Source organism: Aquitalea sp. ASV15, assembly GCF_016429115.1.
Taxonomy (GTDB): domain Bacteria; phylum Pseudomonadota; class Gammaproteobacteria; order Burkholderiales; family Chromobacteriaceae; genus Aquitalea; species Aquitalea magnusonii.
In genome coordinates this window covers 33,049-48,276 of record NZ_JAELTZ010000031.1, presented here as the reverse complement: position 1 = coordinate 48,276, position 15,228 = coordinate 33,049, and the positions used below count along the sequence as shown (strand labels likewise).

General features: G+C 63.7%; 12 protein-coding genes. 7 read left to right on the top strand and 5 right to left on the bottom strand.

Annotated elements, in window-relative coordinates; translation table 11 throughout:
• Positions 1-1,687 (top strand): FAD-dependent oxidoreductase (locus tag JHD64_RS14215; RefSeq protein ID WP_199053624.1); only part of this gene is annotated, 1,687 nt, incomplete at its 5' end.
• A 132-nt stretch (positions 1,688-1,819) separates the two neighbouring features.
• Here the strand turns inward: JHD64_RS14215 and JHD64_RS14210 are convergent.
• The 3 genes from JHD64_RS14210 to JHD64_RS14200 form a co-directional block, all read right to left on the bottom strand.
• The gene (locus JHD64_RS14210) at positions 1,820-2,401 is read right to left on the bottom strand and encodes a TMEM175 family protein (protein ID WP_199053623.1); all 582 of its coding nucleotides are present in this window, start codon (positions 2,399-2,401) and stop codon (positions 1,820-1,822) included.
• Between the two features lie 20 nt (positions 2,402-2,421).
• Positions 2,422-3,438: a sensor histidine kinase gene (locus tag JHD64_RS14205; RefSeq protein ID WP_199053622.1), complete on the bottom strand. Its 1,017-nt coding sequence runs from the start codon at positions 3,436-3,438 to the stop codon at positions 2,422-2,424.
• A gap of 75 nt (positions 3,439-3,513) precedes the next feature.
• Positions 3,514-4,419, bottom strand: a complete 906-nt coding sequence (locus tag JHD64_RS14200; RefSeq protein ID WP_199053621.1) for a DMT family transporter — start codon at positions 4,417-4,419, stop codon at positions 3,514-3,516.
• Positions 4,420-4,509: 90 nt separating this feature from the next.
• Between JHD64_RS14200 and JHD64_RS14195 the strand changes: the two genes are divergently transcribed.
• The 5 genes from JHD64_RS14195 (at position 4,510) to JHD64_RS14175 (ending at position 10,231) form a co-directional block, all read left to right on the top strand.
• Complete coding sequence (locus tag JHD64_RS14195; protein WP_199053620.1) at positions 4,510-5,442, top strand: LysR family transcriptional regulator; 933 nt, start codon at positions 4,510-4,512, stop codon at positions 5,440-5,442.
• 106 nt (positions 5,443-5,548) lie between these two features.
• Complete coding sequence (gene argH, locus JHD64_RS14190) at positions 5,549-6,931, top strand: argininosuccinate lyase (protein WP_059286914.1); 1,383 nt, start codon at positions 5,549-5,551, stop codon at positions 6,929-6,931.
• A 92-nt stretch (positions 6,932-7,023) separates the two neighbouring features.
• On the top strand, positions 7,024-8,610 hold the full coding sequence (locus tag JHD64_RS14185; protein WP_199053619.1) for an EAL domain-containing protein: 1,587 nt from the start codon (positions 7,024-7,026) through the stop codon (positions 8,608-8,610).
• A gap of 18 nt (positions 8,611-8,628) precedes the next feature.
• Positions 8,629-9,327 carry an aspartate/glutamate racemase family protein gene (locus JHD64_RS14180; RefSeq protein ID WP_158527686.1) on the top strand — a complete coding sequence of 233 codons (699 nt, stop codon included), beginning with the start codon at positions 8,629-8,631 and terminating at the stop codon, positions 9,325-9,327.
• 133 nt (positions 9,328-9,460) lie between these two features.
• Positions 9,461-10,231 (top strand): DeoR/GlpR family DNA-binding transcription regulator, encoded by a 771-nt coding sequence (locus JHD64_RS14175; RefSeq protein WP_059286917.1) that lies wholly within the window; start codon positions 9,461-9,463, stop codon positions 10,229-10,231.
• Between the two features lie 75 nt (positions 10,232-10,306).
• Here the strand turns inward: JHD64_RS14175 and JHD64_RS14170 are convergent, their stop codons facing one another.
• A complete protein-coding gene (locus JHD64_RS14170; RefSeq protein WP_233170505.1) occupies positions 10,307-11,938 on the bottom strand; it encodes a diguanylate cyclase in 1,632 nt (543 codons plus the stop codon).
• A 275-nt stretch (positions 11,939-12,213) separates the two neighbouring features.
• On the opposite strand from JHD64_RS14170, the gene JHD64_RS14165 reads away from it, so the two are divergent.
• A complete protein-coding gene (locus tag JHD64_RS14165; protein WP_199053617.1) occupies positions 12,214-14,088 on the top strand; it encodes a ribonuclease catalytic domain-containing protein in 1,875 nt (624 codons plus the stop codon).
• A 273-nt stretch (positions 14,089-14,361) separates the two neighbouring features.
• Here JHD64_RS14165 and JHD64_RS14160 read toward each other — a convergent pair whose 3' ends face one another.
• Complete coding sequence (locus JHD64_RS14160) at positions 14,362-15,180, bottom strand: HDOD domain-containing protein (protein ID WP_059286921.1); 819 nt, start codon at positions 15,178-15,180, stop codon at positions 14,362-14,364.
• Between the last annotated feature and the right edge of the window lie 48 nt (positions 15,181-15,228).

The following is a 15,228-nucleotide window of genomic DNA, read 5'->3' as shown; positions in this document are numbered from 1 at the left end:
GGCCACGGCCGTGCAGGCCGCCGGCGCCAGGGTGTTTGCCCAGCTGTTTCATCCCGGCAGTGAAATCATGGAAACCGCCGACGGCATGCAGGCGGTGGCCTATTCCGCCTCGCGCTGTGCCAGCGAGCGTTTTCATGTGGTGGCGCGCGCGCTGAGCACGGCGCAAATCGCTGAAATCGTGGCCGGCTATGCCGCGGCCGCGCGCCGTATTCGCGCGGCCGGCGTGGACGGGGTGGAGATCGTGGCCAGCCATGGTTATCTGCCTGCACAGTTTCTCAATCCGCGGCTCAACCAGCGCAGCGATGGCTATGGCGGTGATGCCGCGGCCCGGCTGCGCTTTTTGCAGGAAGTGGCGGCGGCGATCCGCGCGGTGGTGGACCCGGACTGCGTGGTGGGCCTGCGCATTTCCGCCGGTGAATGCGATGCCGAGGGGCTGACGGAAGACGAGGCACTGGCGGCCTGCGTGACCATGCAGCCAGCGCTGGATTATGTCAGCCTGGTGGCCGGCACCTCGGCCACGCTGGGCGGCGCCGTGCATATTGCCCCGCCCATGGCCTATCCGGCGGCCTACCTGGCCGGGCAGGCCGAGCGCTTCCGTCGCCAGCTGGACATTCCGCTGCTGCTGGCCGGCCGTATCAATCAGCCGCAGGAGGCGGAACAATTGCTGGCCGCCGGCGTGGTGGATGCCTGTGGCATGACACGGGCGCTGATCTGCGACCCGGAACTACCCAACAAGGTGGCGCAAGACCAGGCGGATGCCGTTCGTGCCTGCATTGGCTGCAATCAGGCCTGCATCGGGCGTTTTCACCGTGGCCTGCCGATTTCCTGCATCCAGAACCCGGTATCCGGGCGCGAGCTGCAATTCGGCCAGCTGACTCCGGCCAGCAGCGCGCGGCGGGTGCTGGTGGTGGGCGGGGGGCCGGCCGGGATGAAGGCGGCGGTGATTGCCGCCCAGCGCGGTCACCGGGTGACGCTATACGAAGCGGCCAGCCAGCTGGGCGGCCAGGTGCTGCTGGCGCAGCAGCTGCCGGGCCGGGCCGAGTTTGGCGGCCTGCTCACCAATCTGCACTACGAGTTGCAACAGGCGGGCGTGCAGGTGGTGCTGGGCCAGACGGTGGACCGGGCGCTGGTGCAGCAGCAGGAGGCCGAGCTGCTGATCCTGGCCACCGGTGCCCGCCCTGCGCCGCCACGGCTGGACATCAGCGGTGACCTGCAGCTGCTGGATGGCTGGGTGGTGCTGCAGGGCGCACGGCCGGGCAGCCGGGTGGTGGTGGCGGACTGGCGTGCCGACTGGGTCGGGCCGGGGCTGGCGATCCGGCTGGCGCAGAGCGGGCACCGGGTCACGCTGGCGGTCAATGCCACCCATATGGGGCAGGCGCTGCAAATGTATGTGCGCGACCAGCTGGCGGCCCAGCTGCACCGGCTGCAGGTGACGATCATTCCCTACGCCCGGCTGTATGGCGTGGACGATGACACCGTCTATCTGCAACACACCGCCAGCGAGGAAGCCATGCTGTGCGAGGGGGTGGACACGCTGGTGCTGTGCCAGCCCTTGCAGCCGGAGGATGGCCTGCGCCAGCAGCTGGCAGGCTTGCCCTTGCCTATCCATGCCATTGGCGACTGTCTGGCACCGCGCACCGCCGAAGAAGCCATCTACGAAGCCACCCGGCTGGCCTGGCGGCTCTAGCGGCGCAGGGGTTACACCAGTAGCAGGCGGCCGTCTTCTTTTTTCTGGTGCGGGATCAGGCCATCCATGCCTTCCCCATCGATCCTGGTGAAATCGATGCGTTGCAGGCCCAGCGAATCCAGGCTGACCAGATCAATGTTGCGCCCGCGCCGCCTGTTCCATGCGCTGGTCCGGCACCAGCCACCACAGCGCCATCAGGCCGTAGATGGCCGCACCCAGCCAGCTTTGGTAAAACGACAGCCCGATGCCGGCCAGGTAGAACAGGGGCGACAGCCTGCCTTTCAGGTCGGCGCCCAGGGCCCGGCCCATCACCTCGCGGTTGCCCGCCACACACAGCAGGGCGCGCTGCATCAGATACCAGGCCAGCGCGGACATCAGCAGCACCACGCCGTACAGGGCCACCGGCACGGCAGCCATGTGGTTTTCCCCCATCCAGCCCGTGACAAAGGGCAGCAGCGACAGCCAGAACAGCAAATGCAGATTGGCCCACAGCACGCGCCCGTCCACCTGGCGCACCACATGGTAGAAATGGTGGTGATTGTTCCAGTAGATGCCGACATAGACAAAGCTCAGCACATAGCTGAGGAAGACCGGCCACAAGGCGCTCAGTGCTGTCAGGCTGGTGTCGTGCGGGACTTTCAGTTCCAGCACCATGATGGTGATGATGATGGCGATCACGCCATCGCTGAAGGCTTCCAGGCGGTTCTTGCCCATGGTGGCTCCCTTGGTGGTGTTCAGTGCAGCAGTGTGGATTGTTGCTGGCGCGACAGCGGGCGATAGGGCAGGCGGATCAGCGTGTGGTACTGGCCGTCGGCAGCGGCCACCTGCAAGGAGGCCTCGGCATCGTAAAACAGCTCCAGCCGTTCGCGCAGATTGTCCAGCGCAATGCGGTTGCCACGATGCGGCTCGCCTGCTTCAGCAGCCAGCGGATTGCTGACGCTCAGCAACAGCTGGCCGCTTTTCAGCTGGGCACGGATGCGGATCTCGCCACCCGCGCCGCAGCGCTCCACGCCATGGTGCACGGCGTTTTCCACCAGCGGTTGCAACAGTAGCGGCGGCAGGCTGGCATCCAGCGCGGCCTGGATGTCCCATACCACGTTCAGGCGCTGCCCCAGCCGTTCGCTTTCGATGGCCAGATACATCCTGGCCAGCTCGATTTCCCGCTCCAGGCTGGAGGCATGGCCGGGGTCGGCCATCTGCGCGCGAAACAGGTCGGCCAGGTTTTCCAGCACCATTTCCGCCTTTTCCGGCCGCGAGCGGATCAGGGCAATGGCGGCATTCAGGCTATTGAACAGGAAGTGCGGGCGAATGCGCGCCTGCAGCGCCGCCAGCCTGGCCTCGCCCAGCGCCGGCGACAGTGCGCGCTGGCGCAGGCTGAAGTAATGCAGCAGCAGCCAGGCCAGCAGTGCCGCCAGCAGCGGGCGGTCCAGCCGCGGCAGCTCCAGCGGATTGAGCAATCTGTCCTGCACCAGCACGCAGGCCATGCACAGGGCCAGCACCAGCCAGCTGCCGCGCCGCTGCCGGGCCAGCCAGGGCGACAGCAGGGCCAGCAGGCCCAGGCTCAGCAGCAGTGACGGCTCCACCCAGCTGGCCCGGCTCAGGATGCGCAGGGTCAGCGTATCGCCATCCGGCAGGAAAACCGCGCTGCATAACAGCAGCAGATTGAGTGACAGCAGGATGCGCAGCATCACCCCCAGATTGCGGAAGTCGGGGACGGCAAGGAGCGGGTGTGGTCGCAGAGGCTGGCGCATGGGGTCGGGGGCAAGGGACAGGTAGTCCAATGATAGCAAGCCGCCATCCGGCCAGGCGAATCAGCGCGGCGGCATTCAGGCGGTGGCCGTTTGCAATCTGCCCGGCCGTACCGCCCACAGGCTGGCGGCCACCATCAGCAAACCACCCAGCCAGCTGCTGGCGCTCAGCGTTTCGCCCAGCCACAGCACGGCAAACAGTGCACCGAACACCGGCTCGCTGCCGGTCAGCAGGGCCACCCGGGTAGCACTGCTGTGACGCAGCGCGTAGTTCATGGCGAAAAAGGCAAACAGCGTGCAGAACAAGACCAGAAACAGGATATCGCCCCAGAATGCCGGCTGCCGCGGCAGGGCGGGCAGACCGCCATTCAGGCCGGCCAGCAGCAGGCAGCCCAGGCAGATCAGCAGCCCTTGCAGGCCGGTCAGCGCCAGCGTGGCCACCGGCCGGTCTGCGGTCAGCTTGCGGGTCAGGCTGGTCACGACTGCACGCAGAACGGCGGCCAGCAGGATCAGCAGATCACCACTGTTCAGCTGCAAATGGGTGGCACCGCTCAGCAGCCAGGCACCGCAGAGTGCGGCCGCTGCCGCCAGCAGCGCATCCGTGGTGGGCTGTTGCCCCAGCAGCAGCCATTCGGCAAAAGGCGTCAGCACCAGGCACAGGCTGATCAGAAAGGCGGCATTGGCCGCCGTGGTATGGGCGATGCCATAGGTCTCGCACAGGAAAATCGCCAGCAAGCCCAGCCCCAGCGGCAGCGCTGCGCCCAGGGTGGCGCGGCGGACGGCGGGGTCGGCCAGGGCGCGCTGGGTGGGCAGCAACAGCAGGAAGCTCAGGCCGAAGCGCAGGGCCAGCACGCCCAGCACCGGATAAAACTGCAGCGCCTGCTTGGCCAGCCCATAACTGCTGCCCCACACCATGGCCACCAGCAGCAGCAACAGGTCGGGCAGGCCGGGGTAACGCTGATGCAAAGGGTGGCGGCTGGGCATGGCGGGCTTTCATTGTCGGGTCAGTGCGCTCATTATCATTGCCTGGTGATGGCTTGATAATCACGGTTAGCGGAACAGGAATTGTGCGTAATGGGAACAAATCGGCTGATCGCCATGCTGCCGGACATGGCGGTATTTGCGCTGGTGGCGGAGCGCGGCAGTTTTTCGGCGGTGGCGCGGCAGCTGGGCATGACCCCGTCGGCCATCAGCCGCCAGGTGGCCCGGCTGGAAGCGGCACTGGGCGTGCGGCTACTGGAACGCAGCACCCGCCAACTGCGGCTGACCGATGCCGGGCAGGCCACGCTGGCGCGCTGTCGCAGCATGCTGGATGCCGCAGACGAAGCGGTGCAACAGGCCCAGCAACAATATGCGCGGCCACAGGGCCGGGTGCGCATCAGCATGCCCAAGGCCTTTGGCCGCTTTGTGGTGGCACCGTTGCTGCCGGCCTTCCTGGCCCGTTATCCACAGGTGGACGTGGAGCTGTTCATCAGCGACCGTGATGTCGACCCGCTGGCCGACGGACTGGACCTGACCGTGCGGGTGACCGACACCCCGCCACCCGGCATGGCCGGGCGGCCCTTGCTGCCGGTGCGCCAGTTGCTGTGCGCCTCGCCGCACTACCTGGCCATGCATGGCCGGCCCGCCCATCCACGCGATCTGGCGCAGCACCAGTGCCTGTACCTGGCCGAGCATGAGGCCGACAAGCGCTGGCAGCTGCAACGCGGCAAGGAACAGCTGACGGTGGCGGTAACCGGCCGCTATGCCACCAATCACAGCGAGCTGCGTCTGGAAGGTGTGCTGGCCCACCTGGGCATCGCCCCCCTGCCACACTTTACCGCGCAGGCGGCACTGGACGCCGGGCAGATAGAAACTGTGCTGGATGACTGGGAATTCACCACCGCCTATCGCGGCATGGCCTGGCTGCTGTATCCGCCCAACCGCTATCTGCCACCCAAGGTGCGGGTGCTGATCGACTATCTGGCGGATTGCCTGGCGGATCACACCACACCCATGACACGGTAATGCCACAGCCGGGCAAGAGCCGACTCGCCCTGAGGGGAGGCTTTCCCTATAATTGCCGCTGCTGCCTTGGGGTAGCCCAGAACAATCACCGCAGGGAATCATCGAGATGCAAGAAAGCCATGCCTGGTCCGGTCGCTTCAGCGAACCGGTTTCCGAACTCGTCAAGAAATACACCGCCTCGATCGACTTCGACAAACGTCTGGCCGAATTCGACATCGAAGGCTCGCTGGCCCACGCCACCATGCTGAACAAGGCTGGCGTGCTGTCCGATGACGATGTGGCGGCAATCCGCCGTGGCATGGCTGAAATCCTGGACGATATCCGCGCCGGCCGACTGGAGTGGAGTGTGGATCTGGAAGACGTGCACATGAATGTGGAGCGTCGCCTCACCGACAAGATCGGCGATGCCGGCAAACGCCTGCACACCGGCCGTTCGCGTAACGACCAGGTGGCCACCGACATCCGCCTGTGGCTGCGCGCGCAGATCGACGCCATCGTCGGCTTCATTGCCGAACTGCAAACCAGCCTGCTGGAACTGGCCGAACAGCATGCCGACACCGTGATGCCGGGCTTCACCCACCTGCAAGTGGCCCAGCCGGTGACTTTTGGCCACCACATGCTGGCCTATGTGGAAATGCTGGCGCGTGACGCCGAACGCATGAGCGACTGCCGCAAGCGCGTCAACCGCCTGCCGCTGGGCGCGGCCGCCCTGGCCGGCACCACCTTCCCCATCGACCGTCACTACACCGCCCAGCTGCTGGGGTTTGACGATGTTTGCCACAACTCGCTGGATGCCGTGTCCGACCGTGACTTCGCCATCGAATTCACCGCCGCCGCCAGCCTGGTGATGGTGCACCTGAGCCGCCTGTCGGAAGAGCTGATCCTGTGGATGAGCCCGCGCGTCGGCTTTATCGACATCGCCGACCGCTTCTGCACCGGCAGCTCCATCATGCCGCAGAAGAAAAACCCGGACGTGCCGGAACTGGTACGTGGCAAATCCGGCCGCGTGGTGGGCCACCTGATTGCCCTGGTCACCCTGATGAAGGCGCAGCCGCTGGCCTACAACAAGGACAACCAGGAAGACAAGGAACCCTTGTTCGATACCGTGGACACCCTGATCGACACCCTGCGCATCTACGCCGACATGATGCGTGGCGTCACCGTGAAGCCGGAAGCCATGCGCGCGGCGGTGCTGCAGGGCTTTGCCACCGCCACCGACCTGGCCGACTACCTGGTGAAGAAGGGCCTGCCCTTCCGCGACAGCCACGAAGTGGTGGCACTGAGCGTGCGCTATGCCGAAGGCCGTGGTGTGGATCTGGCCGATCTGTCGCTGCAAGAGCTGCAACAGTTCAGCCCGCTGATCGAGCAGGACATCTACCAGGTACTGACGCCGGAAGGCAGCCTGGCCCAGCGTGACCACGTGGGTGGTACGGCACCGGACCAGGTGCGTGCCCAGATCGCCCGCCACAAGGCAAGACTGGCCAGTTGATCAGTTAATACTGTTTAAAAGCAAACCGCCGCTCTCGGCGGTTTTTTATTGGCCTACAGTGGGACCTGTGGTGAATTTTCATCGGAGGTCCCGTGCAATTTCCTTCCCTCGAGCCACTGGGTCGCAGTCAGCGCATCATGCTGACCATGCTGCCCGGTCTGGCCTTGTTCATGCTGGGCGGCCTGTTGATGCTGTACCAGTTTTATTCCGGCATCCAACACATGCTGGAGGGGCAGCATGCCTTCAAGCTGAAAAAGATCGAACAGATACTGGATCAGGCACAGAAAACCGGCGAGGCCATGTTGCAGCAGCCCAGTCTGGACTGCCATGCCATCTACCCGGAAATACGCCGCCAGGTCACCACCCAGTCCTATGTCCGTTCGATGCGGCTGATTGATCACGAAGGCAGGGTGTATTGCGATTCGGTGATTGGCTGGCACGCGCCGGCCTATTCGCAGGAGTACCCGCGCGAGGAACGGCTGAAATTATGGCGCGGCAACCGGCTATCGCCCTGGCACCCCTTGCTGATGTTGTGGCTGGAGGCAAAGCGTGGCGATGTGAACGGCATCCAGGTCGTGGTGGATAGTGATTATCTCAAGGACCGGCTGGCGCATCTGGAGCAGAACACCTGGTTTTACCTGCATGTTGGCGACCGCTGGCTGGACGAAGACGGCGGCATGAGCTCGCCGCCGGACCGCCCTTACTGGCAGCAGCGCAGCCTGCACTCGGCGCATTATCCACTGGCCATCGTCATGGATTACTCCATGCCCAACCTGCTGCTGGAACGACTGGGTCAGGAGCCGGATCAGCTGATCCTGCTGCTCCTGTTCAGTGCTACCTTCAGCTGGGGCTTTCATCGCCTGCTGCTGCGCAGCGGTGCGCCCAGCCGCGAATTGCAACGGGCAGTGCGCCAGCAGGAATTCATTCCCTACCTGCAACCGCTGGTGGACAGCCACCAGCTGCAGTGGTGCGGGGTGGAGGTGCTGATGCGCTGGCAGCATCCGGTTGATGGCATGGTGCTGCCCGACCTGTTCATCCCCTTTGCCGAAAGCACCGGCCATATCGTGGCCATGACCCGTTCGCTGATGCAGCAGACCGCCGCGCAACTGGGCACGCTCAGCTTGCCGGCCGGTTTTCAGATCAGCATCAATGTCAGTGCTGCCTATGTGGCGGATGGCTCCCTGCCAGCCGATTGCGCGGCCTTTCTGGCGGCCTTCCCGCCCGACAGCATCCGGCTCACCCTGGAACTGACCGAGCGCGAACTGATCGCCACCGGCCCCCAAACCGATGCCCTGCTAGGCCAGCTGCATGATCTGGGCGTGCGCATCGCCATCGATGATTTCGGCACCGGGCACTCCAGCCTGTCCTATCTGCAAAAAATGGATGTGGATGAACTGAAGATAGACCGCAGCTTTGTCGCCGGCATCGGCAGTGACAGCCTGTCGGCGGATATCCTGGACAGCATCCTGCAGCTGGCGGCCAAGCTGGGACTGACCGTGGTGGCCGAAGGGGTGGAATTCGTGCAGCAGGAAGACTATCTGCGCCAGCATGGTGCCCACCTGCTGCAAGGCTACCGTTATGCGCGGCCGATGCCGATCGGCGAGTTCATCTTGCGTCCCGAATGGCATAATAGGTCTTCCGAACCGCGTACCCGCGCACGTGCCGAGGTACACCCCTGATGGATGACCAACCCCAACATGACTCTCCCCGTTATCGGCGTGGCCGGCGTGACCGTGCCCGGCGCCCTTGATTGCCTGTCCAGGCTGCACCAGCTGTCTGCCCGCTTGTGCGGCGGCCACCATCACCACCCGCGTTTCGTGCTCGACCAGCCAGACTTTGGCGTGGTGCACGCCGCCCAGCTGCAAGAGCGCTGGGACATCGTGGAAGACTCCATCGTCGGTTCGCTGCAGCGGCTGGCCGGGGCCGGGGCGCAACTGGCGGTGATTCCGGCCAATACCGTGCATTGTCGTATCGACGGCATCCGCCAGCGCTCCCCTCTGCCGGTGCTGAGCATGCTGGACGTGGTGGCGGCCGATTGCCAGCGCCGTGGCCTGCGCCGGGTGGGCGTGCTGGGCACGCGCTGGACCATGCAGTCCCATCTTTACCGCGCGCCGTTTGCTGCCGTGGGCATCGAGGAATGCATTCCTGACCCGGCCGGGCAGGCCATGCTGCAGCAGGTGATTTTTGACGAGCTGGTGCCCACTGGCCGGGCCAGTGCGGATGGCCTGCGCCAACTGCTGCAGGTGGTGGCTGCTTTGCGCGATCAGGGCTGTGACGGCATTGCCCTGGCCTGTACCGAGCTGCCGCTGGTTCTGGATGATGCCAATTGCGGCCTGCCGGCGGTGGATACCACGGCCGTGCTGGCGGCGGCGGCCCTGCATGCCGTGCTGGGCTAGCCTGCCGGCTGTTGTACGGGATACGGCTTTCGCTGCCGGCTTGTGGCGGGTCAAGGGTGGATTGGCGCAAGCATTTGCCCTTTGACCGGAAAATATGTTAGTAACTAAACATGATTTTCGGAATCGAATCCCTATGAGCCGCTCACCCCGTCACGACAAGATTCTGCAGCTGGTCCGCGAAAACGGCTTCATGCCGATCGAGGAGCTGGCCAGACTGCTCGATGTCACGCCACAGACCATCCGGCGTGACATCAACCAGCTATGCGAAGAAAATTTGCTGCGCCGTTATCACGGCGGTGCTGCGCTGGGCAGTAGCGTGGAGAATGAGGATTACTTTGCGCGCAAAGGAAAATTCCAGAGCGAAAAGGCACATATTGCCGACATGATCGCCGGCAGCATTCCCGATCACGCCTCGCTGTTCATGAGCATAGGCACCACCATCGAAGCGGTGGCGCAGGCACTGACCATCACCCACAAGGGTTTGCGGGTCATCACCAACAATATCCATGTGGCGTCCATCATGTCGGCCAATCCGGATTTCACCGTGATGATCACCTCCGGCGTGGTGCGTGCATCGGACGGCGGCATCACCGGGGTGGCCACGCTGGATTTCATCAACCAGTTCAAGGTGGATTACGCCATCATCGGCGTATCCGGCATCGAAACCGATGGCTCGCTGCTGGATTTCGACTACCGCGAAGTGCGGGTGGCACAGGCGATGATGGCCAATGCCCGTCACCGTTACCTGGCGGCCGACCACAGCAAGTTTGGCCGCAATGCTCTGGTGCGCATGGGGCATATCAGTGAATTCCACACCGTGTTCACCGATGCCGAACCGCCGGAGTCGCTGGCCAAGCTGCTGGAAGAGCACAATGTGCGGCTGATCCTGGCCGACGCAGTCTGAACCGCCAGCCATGCCGTCCACCAAGCAAAACGCCCGCTGAGCGGGCGTTTTGCTTGGGTGGTCTTGCCGCCGGGTTCAGGCTTCCGTTTCGCGGCGCGCGTACGGCACATGCTCGGGCGAATAGCCCTCCACCCGGTTGCGCCCCAGCCGCTTGGCCTGGTACAGCATGTCGTCTGCCTGCTGCACCAGCTCGGTGGTGTCCTCGGCGCTGGCCAGCGAGCTGATGCCGACGCTGAAGGTCTGGTGGAAGGTTTGCTGGCTGCTGCGCTGCTCGATCTGGGAAAAGGCCTGGCGCATGGCATTCATGATGCGCAGCGCATCTTCCTGGCGGGTGCCGGGCAAGACGATGGCAAATTCCTCTCCGCCATAGCGGCTGATCAGGTCGGAGCGGCGCAGCCGCTCTTTCAGGAAACGCGCCAGATTCACCAGCACCTCGTCACCCGCCGGGTGGCCATAGCTGTCGTTGATGGTCTTGAAATGGTCCAGGTCCAGCATCACCAGGGACAGCGCACGCTGGTCGCGCTTGGCGCGCAACACTTCGTACTCCAGCTGGGCATACAGATGGGAGTGGTTGAGCAGGCCGGTGAGGCTGTCGTTGATCATGTAGGAGCGCAGCTTGCGGTAGCGGCGGGCGCGGTTGATCACCGTCACCACCAGCTCCTCCGGCGCCACCGGCTTGGTCAGGAAGCCGTCGATGCCCAGCGTCAGGGTATCCAGCTGGATGGACTGGCGTTTTTCCACCGACAGGAACAGGATGGGAATGCCGTCCAGCAAGCGTTGCTGGCGGATGATCTGTGCCAGCTCCATGCCATTGCACTCCGGCATGTACATATCCATCAGGATCAGGTCCGGGCGGAACTGCACGATGCCATCCAGCACGCGTGCCGGGTCGGTCACCTGCAGCGCATCCACGCCATGCCGGTTCAGCACATTGGCGTAGAGGCCGGCCAGCGAGGCCATGTCCTCCACGATCATCACCCGCAGCGGATCGCGCTTTTCTCCCAGATCGCCAAAATTGAGGTTGTCGATCAGCTCGTGCGCCAGCAAGGGCCAGGCCAGGAAGCCGGCGGCACCGGCCCGTACCGCTTGCAGCCGGGCCTCGAAGTCGTAGCGCGGCGAGCAGAACAGCAGCGGGCACAGGCCGCGTATGGTGTCGGCCAGCGCCATGATCGGGTCGCCAGGGGTGAAGTCGGTATAGGCCACCACCGCTGCCGGCGTGGCATCCTGCAGGGCCTGGGCCAGCTTGGACGCCTGGTACATGGTCTGCACCGTGAAGCCGTAACAGGATAGCTGTTCGCTCAGGTTGCGCGCCTCCTCGCTGGGGGGCATCCACAGATAGACCAGATGCGGACCCTGCTGCATCAGCCCGCCGCTGAAGTGTTCCGGCAAGAGCTGGCGGCCTTCCATCATGGCCAGCTGGCTGACGATGCCCAGATGGTGGCGCAGCGCGCCATAACGTTCGGCTTCGTCCGGTACCGTATCGTTCTGCAACAGCCACTGCTGTAACAGATCGCGCAGCGCCAGACATTCCGGCAGCAGCTGGGCGGTGTCTTCGCCCAGAATGTAACGTTCCAGATTGCTGACCAAGGACAGTAGGTGTGCGGCGAGCGAACGGTCCCAGCGGGTGACCAGCATGTGGCCGATGCGATCGATTTCGCGTGCCGCGTGCTCTCTGGCGGAAATATTTGCGTTGCTTCCCAGCGTCATAGTGGATACCCGATTCCTGCCGACATGCGAATTGTTATGTAAGGTCGAGCGGGTTTGTGGCCGCTGCTAAAGCGCGGCAGACACAATCCTGCTGCGGCATTGCACCTCCATGCCCACCCTTTGCCACTGTCGGCGTCGGCGCACCCGGCATCAGGGACGCGATGTCATGCTGTCAGCCGCACCACATCCTGATGCTGCGCCTGCGTTTGCAAAGTGGCGCAGGGCTGGAAGGTGAAATGATATAATTTTGGCTTAATGAATCAGTTGGCGCGCAAATGAACGTATTTTACGAAGAAAGCGGCTCCTTCAAGGTTGGCACGATCGTTTCCCGTTCCGATGCCAGCTTGCAGGTAGATACTCAACATGGCAAGCGGGCCAAGATCAAATCCAGCAATGTTTTTCTCGAGTTTAGCTCGACTGTGGCAGATTTTCTGCCCGCAGTAGAAAAAATGGCGAATGAAATTGATCTGGATTTCCTGTGGGAGTGCAGCCCGGAAGACGAGTTCGAGCACGATGCGCTGGCCGCCGATTACTGGGGCCATGCGCCGTCGGCACTGGAAAGTGCCGCCATCATCCTGCGGGTGTTTGGCGCGCCCATGTATTTTTACAAAAAAGGCAAGGGCCGTTACAAGAAGGCCCCGGAAGAAGCCCTGAAAGCCGCGCTGGCCGGCATCGAACGCAAGAAGCGCGAGCAGGAGCAGATTGATGGCTGGGTGGCCGAACTGAAGGCCGGCAGCTTGCCGGAGGCCATCCGCAGCCAGTTGATGTCGCTGCTGTGGAAGCCGGACAAGAGCACGCTGGAGTTCAAGGCCTTTGATCAGGCCGCGCGCGAACTGAACCAGCCGCCGCTGAAACTGGCGCAAAGCGTGGGCGGCATCAGCTCGGTGCCCGACTACCTGATGGCCGGTTTCCTGATGGAATACTTCCCCAAGGGGGCCGGTTTCGGCAAATACGCCCCCCCGCAGCTGCCGCAGGATCTGCCGCTGGCCGAGGCGGTGGCCTTCTCCATCGATGATGCCAACACCACCGAGATCGACGATGCGCTGTCGGTGGTCGACCTGCCGGATGGCCACAAGCGCGTGGGCATCCACATTGCCGCCCCCACGCTGGGCGTGCCGGTGGATTCGGACATCGAAAAGCTGGTGTGGAGCCGTCTGTCCACCGTGTACTTCCCCGGCGACAAGATCACCATGCTGCCGGATGACGTGGTACAGGCCTTCACCCTGCAGGAAGGCCAGGATTGCCCGGCGTTCAGCCTGTACGTGGATGTCACGCCGGACTTCGAGCCGGTGGCCTACGAAAGCCGCATCGAGAAGGTGCGCATCGGGGCCAACCTGCGCCATGCCGAGCTGGAACAGCAGTTCAACGAAGACACCCTGCTGAACGATCCGGGTGTGGATTACCCCTTCAAGCGCGAGCTGACCTGGCTGTGGCACTTTGCCAATGCGCTGGAAAAGCGCCGTGGCAAGTACGACCCCACCCGCCCGGTGCAGATGGACTACAACTTCGATGTGGTCGACGGCAAGGTGCAGATCACCCTGCGCAAGCGCGGCGCGCCCATGGACAAGCTGGTGTCGGAGCTGATGATCCTGGCCAATAGCGAATGGGGCCGCATGCTGGCCGAGGCTGACATTCCGGCCATGTACCGCGCCCAGAGCATGGGCAAGGTGCGCATGACCACCCGTCCCGAGCCGCATATCGGCCTGGGCGTGGCGCAATATGCCTGGGCCACCTCGCCGCTGCGCCGGGCTACCGACTTCGTCAACCAGCGCCAGCTCACCGCCATGATCCGGGGCGAAAAGCCGCAGTTCGAGCAGGGCAATGCCATGCTGTTTGCCCTGCTGCGCGATTTTGACACTACCTATTCGGCTTATCTGGGCTTCCAGGACAAGCTGGAGCACTTCTGGTGCCTGCGCTGGTTCACCCAGGAAGGGGTCAGCAACATCACGGCGACCTATATCAAGGAAGACCTGGTGCGCATCGACGGCCTGCCGCTGCGGGTGCGTATTCCCGGCCTGCCGGAGCTGGCGCGGGGCGACCGTATCCAGCTGAGCGTGATCCGCATCGACGAACTGATGGCCGAGATCGAGTTCCGCTTCACCGGCGTGGTGGGCCATGTCGAGGCCGCCAGCGAGGACGAAGAAGGCTGAGACCGGCGCTGTCGGGTAGGAAAGCAAAAGGCTGCCTGCGGGCAGCCTTTTGCTGATTGACACACCCCTCTCGCGTTCTGGAAAGAAAGTAAAGAAAGTGAGGCTCCCTTACAGGGTAAGGGCGGGGGGATGGGGAGTCGACGGGAAGGCCGCGGAAGTAATCACTCAGTCGATAGGCCCGGCTCTGCCGGGCCTGTACAAGTGCACCAATTGACTTGGTCAGCGGCCTGAAGGCTGCCTGCGGGCAGCCTTTTTTCGTATTGCTATGGCAGGTCAGAACATATCGTCGATGCCGGTGCAGGCTTCTTTCAGCTCGCTGATGGCTCCGGTCAGCACATCGCGCTCAATACCCAGTTTGTCCACCACGCTCCACGGCAGGGTGGTCAGCATGTCGCCCTCGCTCATGTCGTGATTGAAGCCGGCCACCAGATAGGCCGACAGGCCAATCACAATGGCAAAGCGTGATACGTCGCCCAGCAAGTCGTGCTGATCGCGGATGGCTTGCTGGATGTCGTCGGGGAAATTCCAGCGCCGCGCCAGCTCGGCCCCCACTTCGGTCAGGTCCACCCCCAGCAGCATGCGCTCGGTGGCCACCCGGTCGGCGCCGCCGGCGACGATCTTGTCGATCTGCACGGCTTGTTCCGGCATGGCCACATGCAGTACCAGCTCGCCGATATTGGATAGCAGGCCGCAGGTATAGCCCAGCTGGGCATCCAGTCTGGCCAGCCGCGCCAGTCGCTTGGCGGTGTTGGCCATGGCAAAGCTGCGCTGCCAGAAGCCTTTCATGTCAAAACCGGCAATGCCGGCCGTGGCGCCGGTAATGCCGGAGGCAATCACCAGAATGCGCAGATTATCAAAGCCCAGCAGCACCACGGCGTCGTCCAGCGAACCGACGCGGCGGCTGCCACCAAAGCGGGCGGTATTGGCCAGCCGCAGCACACGCGCGGTCAACACCTGGTCGTGCCCGACCTTGTCGCTGATTTCATCGATATTGATATCGGTCTTGTGAAAGCTTTCGATCAGCTCCTGCACCACCTTGGGCACCATCGGCAGCCGTCCCGAGGCTTTTTCAAAAATGTCCGCCACTTGCATGTCTTATCCCCTTTGTCATTGCCTTGCTTATTGAGCTTAGGCGAAGCG

Bases quoted from the DNA above. Each gene is read 5' to 3' on its own strand.
- JHD64_RS14210 (WP_199053623.1), bottom strand. From the start codon at position 2,401: ATGGGCAAGAACCGCCTGGAAGCCTTCAGCGATGGCGTGATCGCCATC.
- JHD64_RS14205 (WP_199053622.1), bottom strand. From the start codon at position 3,438: ATGCGCCAGCCTCTGCGACCACACCCGCTCCTTGCCGTCCCCGACTTC.
- JHD64_RS14200 (WP_199053621.1), bottom strand. From the start codon at position 4,419: ATGCCCAGCCGCCACCCTTTGCATCAGCGTTACCCCGGCCTGCCCGAC.
- JHD64_RS14195 (WP_199053620.1), top strand. From the start codon at position 4,510: ATGGGAACAAATCGGCTGATCGCCATGCTGCCGGACATGGCGGTATTT.
- argH (WP_059286914.1), top strand. From the start codon at position 5,549: ATGCAAGAAAGCCATGCCTGGTCCGGTCGCTTCAGCGAACCGGTTTCC.
- JHD64_RS14180 (WP_158527686.1), top strand. From the start codon at position 8,629: ATGACTCTCCCCGTTATCGGCGTGGCCGGCGTGACCGTGCCCGGCGCC.
- JHD64_RS14175 (WP_059286917.1), top strand. From the start codon at position 9,461: ATGAGCCGCTCACCCCGTCACGACAAGATTCTGCAGCTGGTCCGCGAA.
- JHD64_RS14170 (WP_233170505.1), bottom strand. From the start codon at position 11,938: ATGACGCTGGGAAGCAACGCAAATATTTCCGCCAGAGAGCACGCGGCA.
- JHD64_RS14165 (WP_199053617.1), top strand. From the start codon at position 12,214: ATGAACGTATTTTACGAAGAAAGCGGCTCCTTCAAGGTTGGCACGATC.
- JHD64_RS14160 (WP_059286921.1), bottom strand. From the start codon at position 15,180: ATGCAAGTGGCGGACATTTTTGAAAAAGCCTCGGGACGGCTGCCGATG.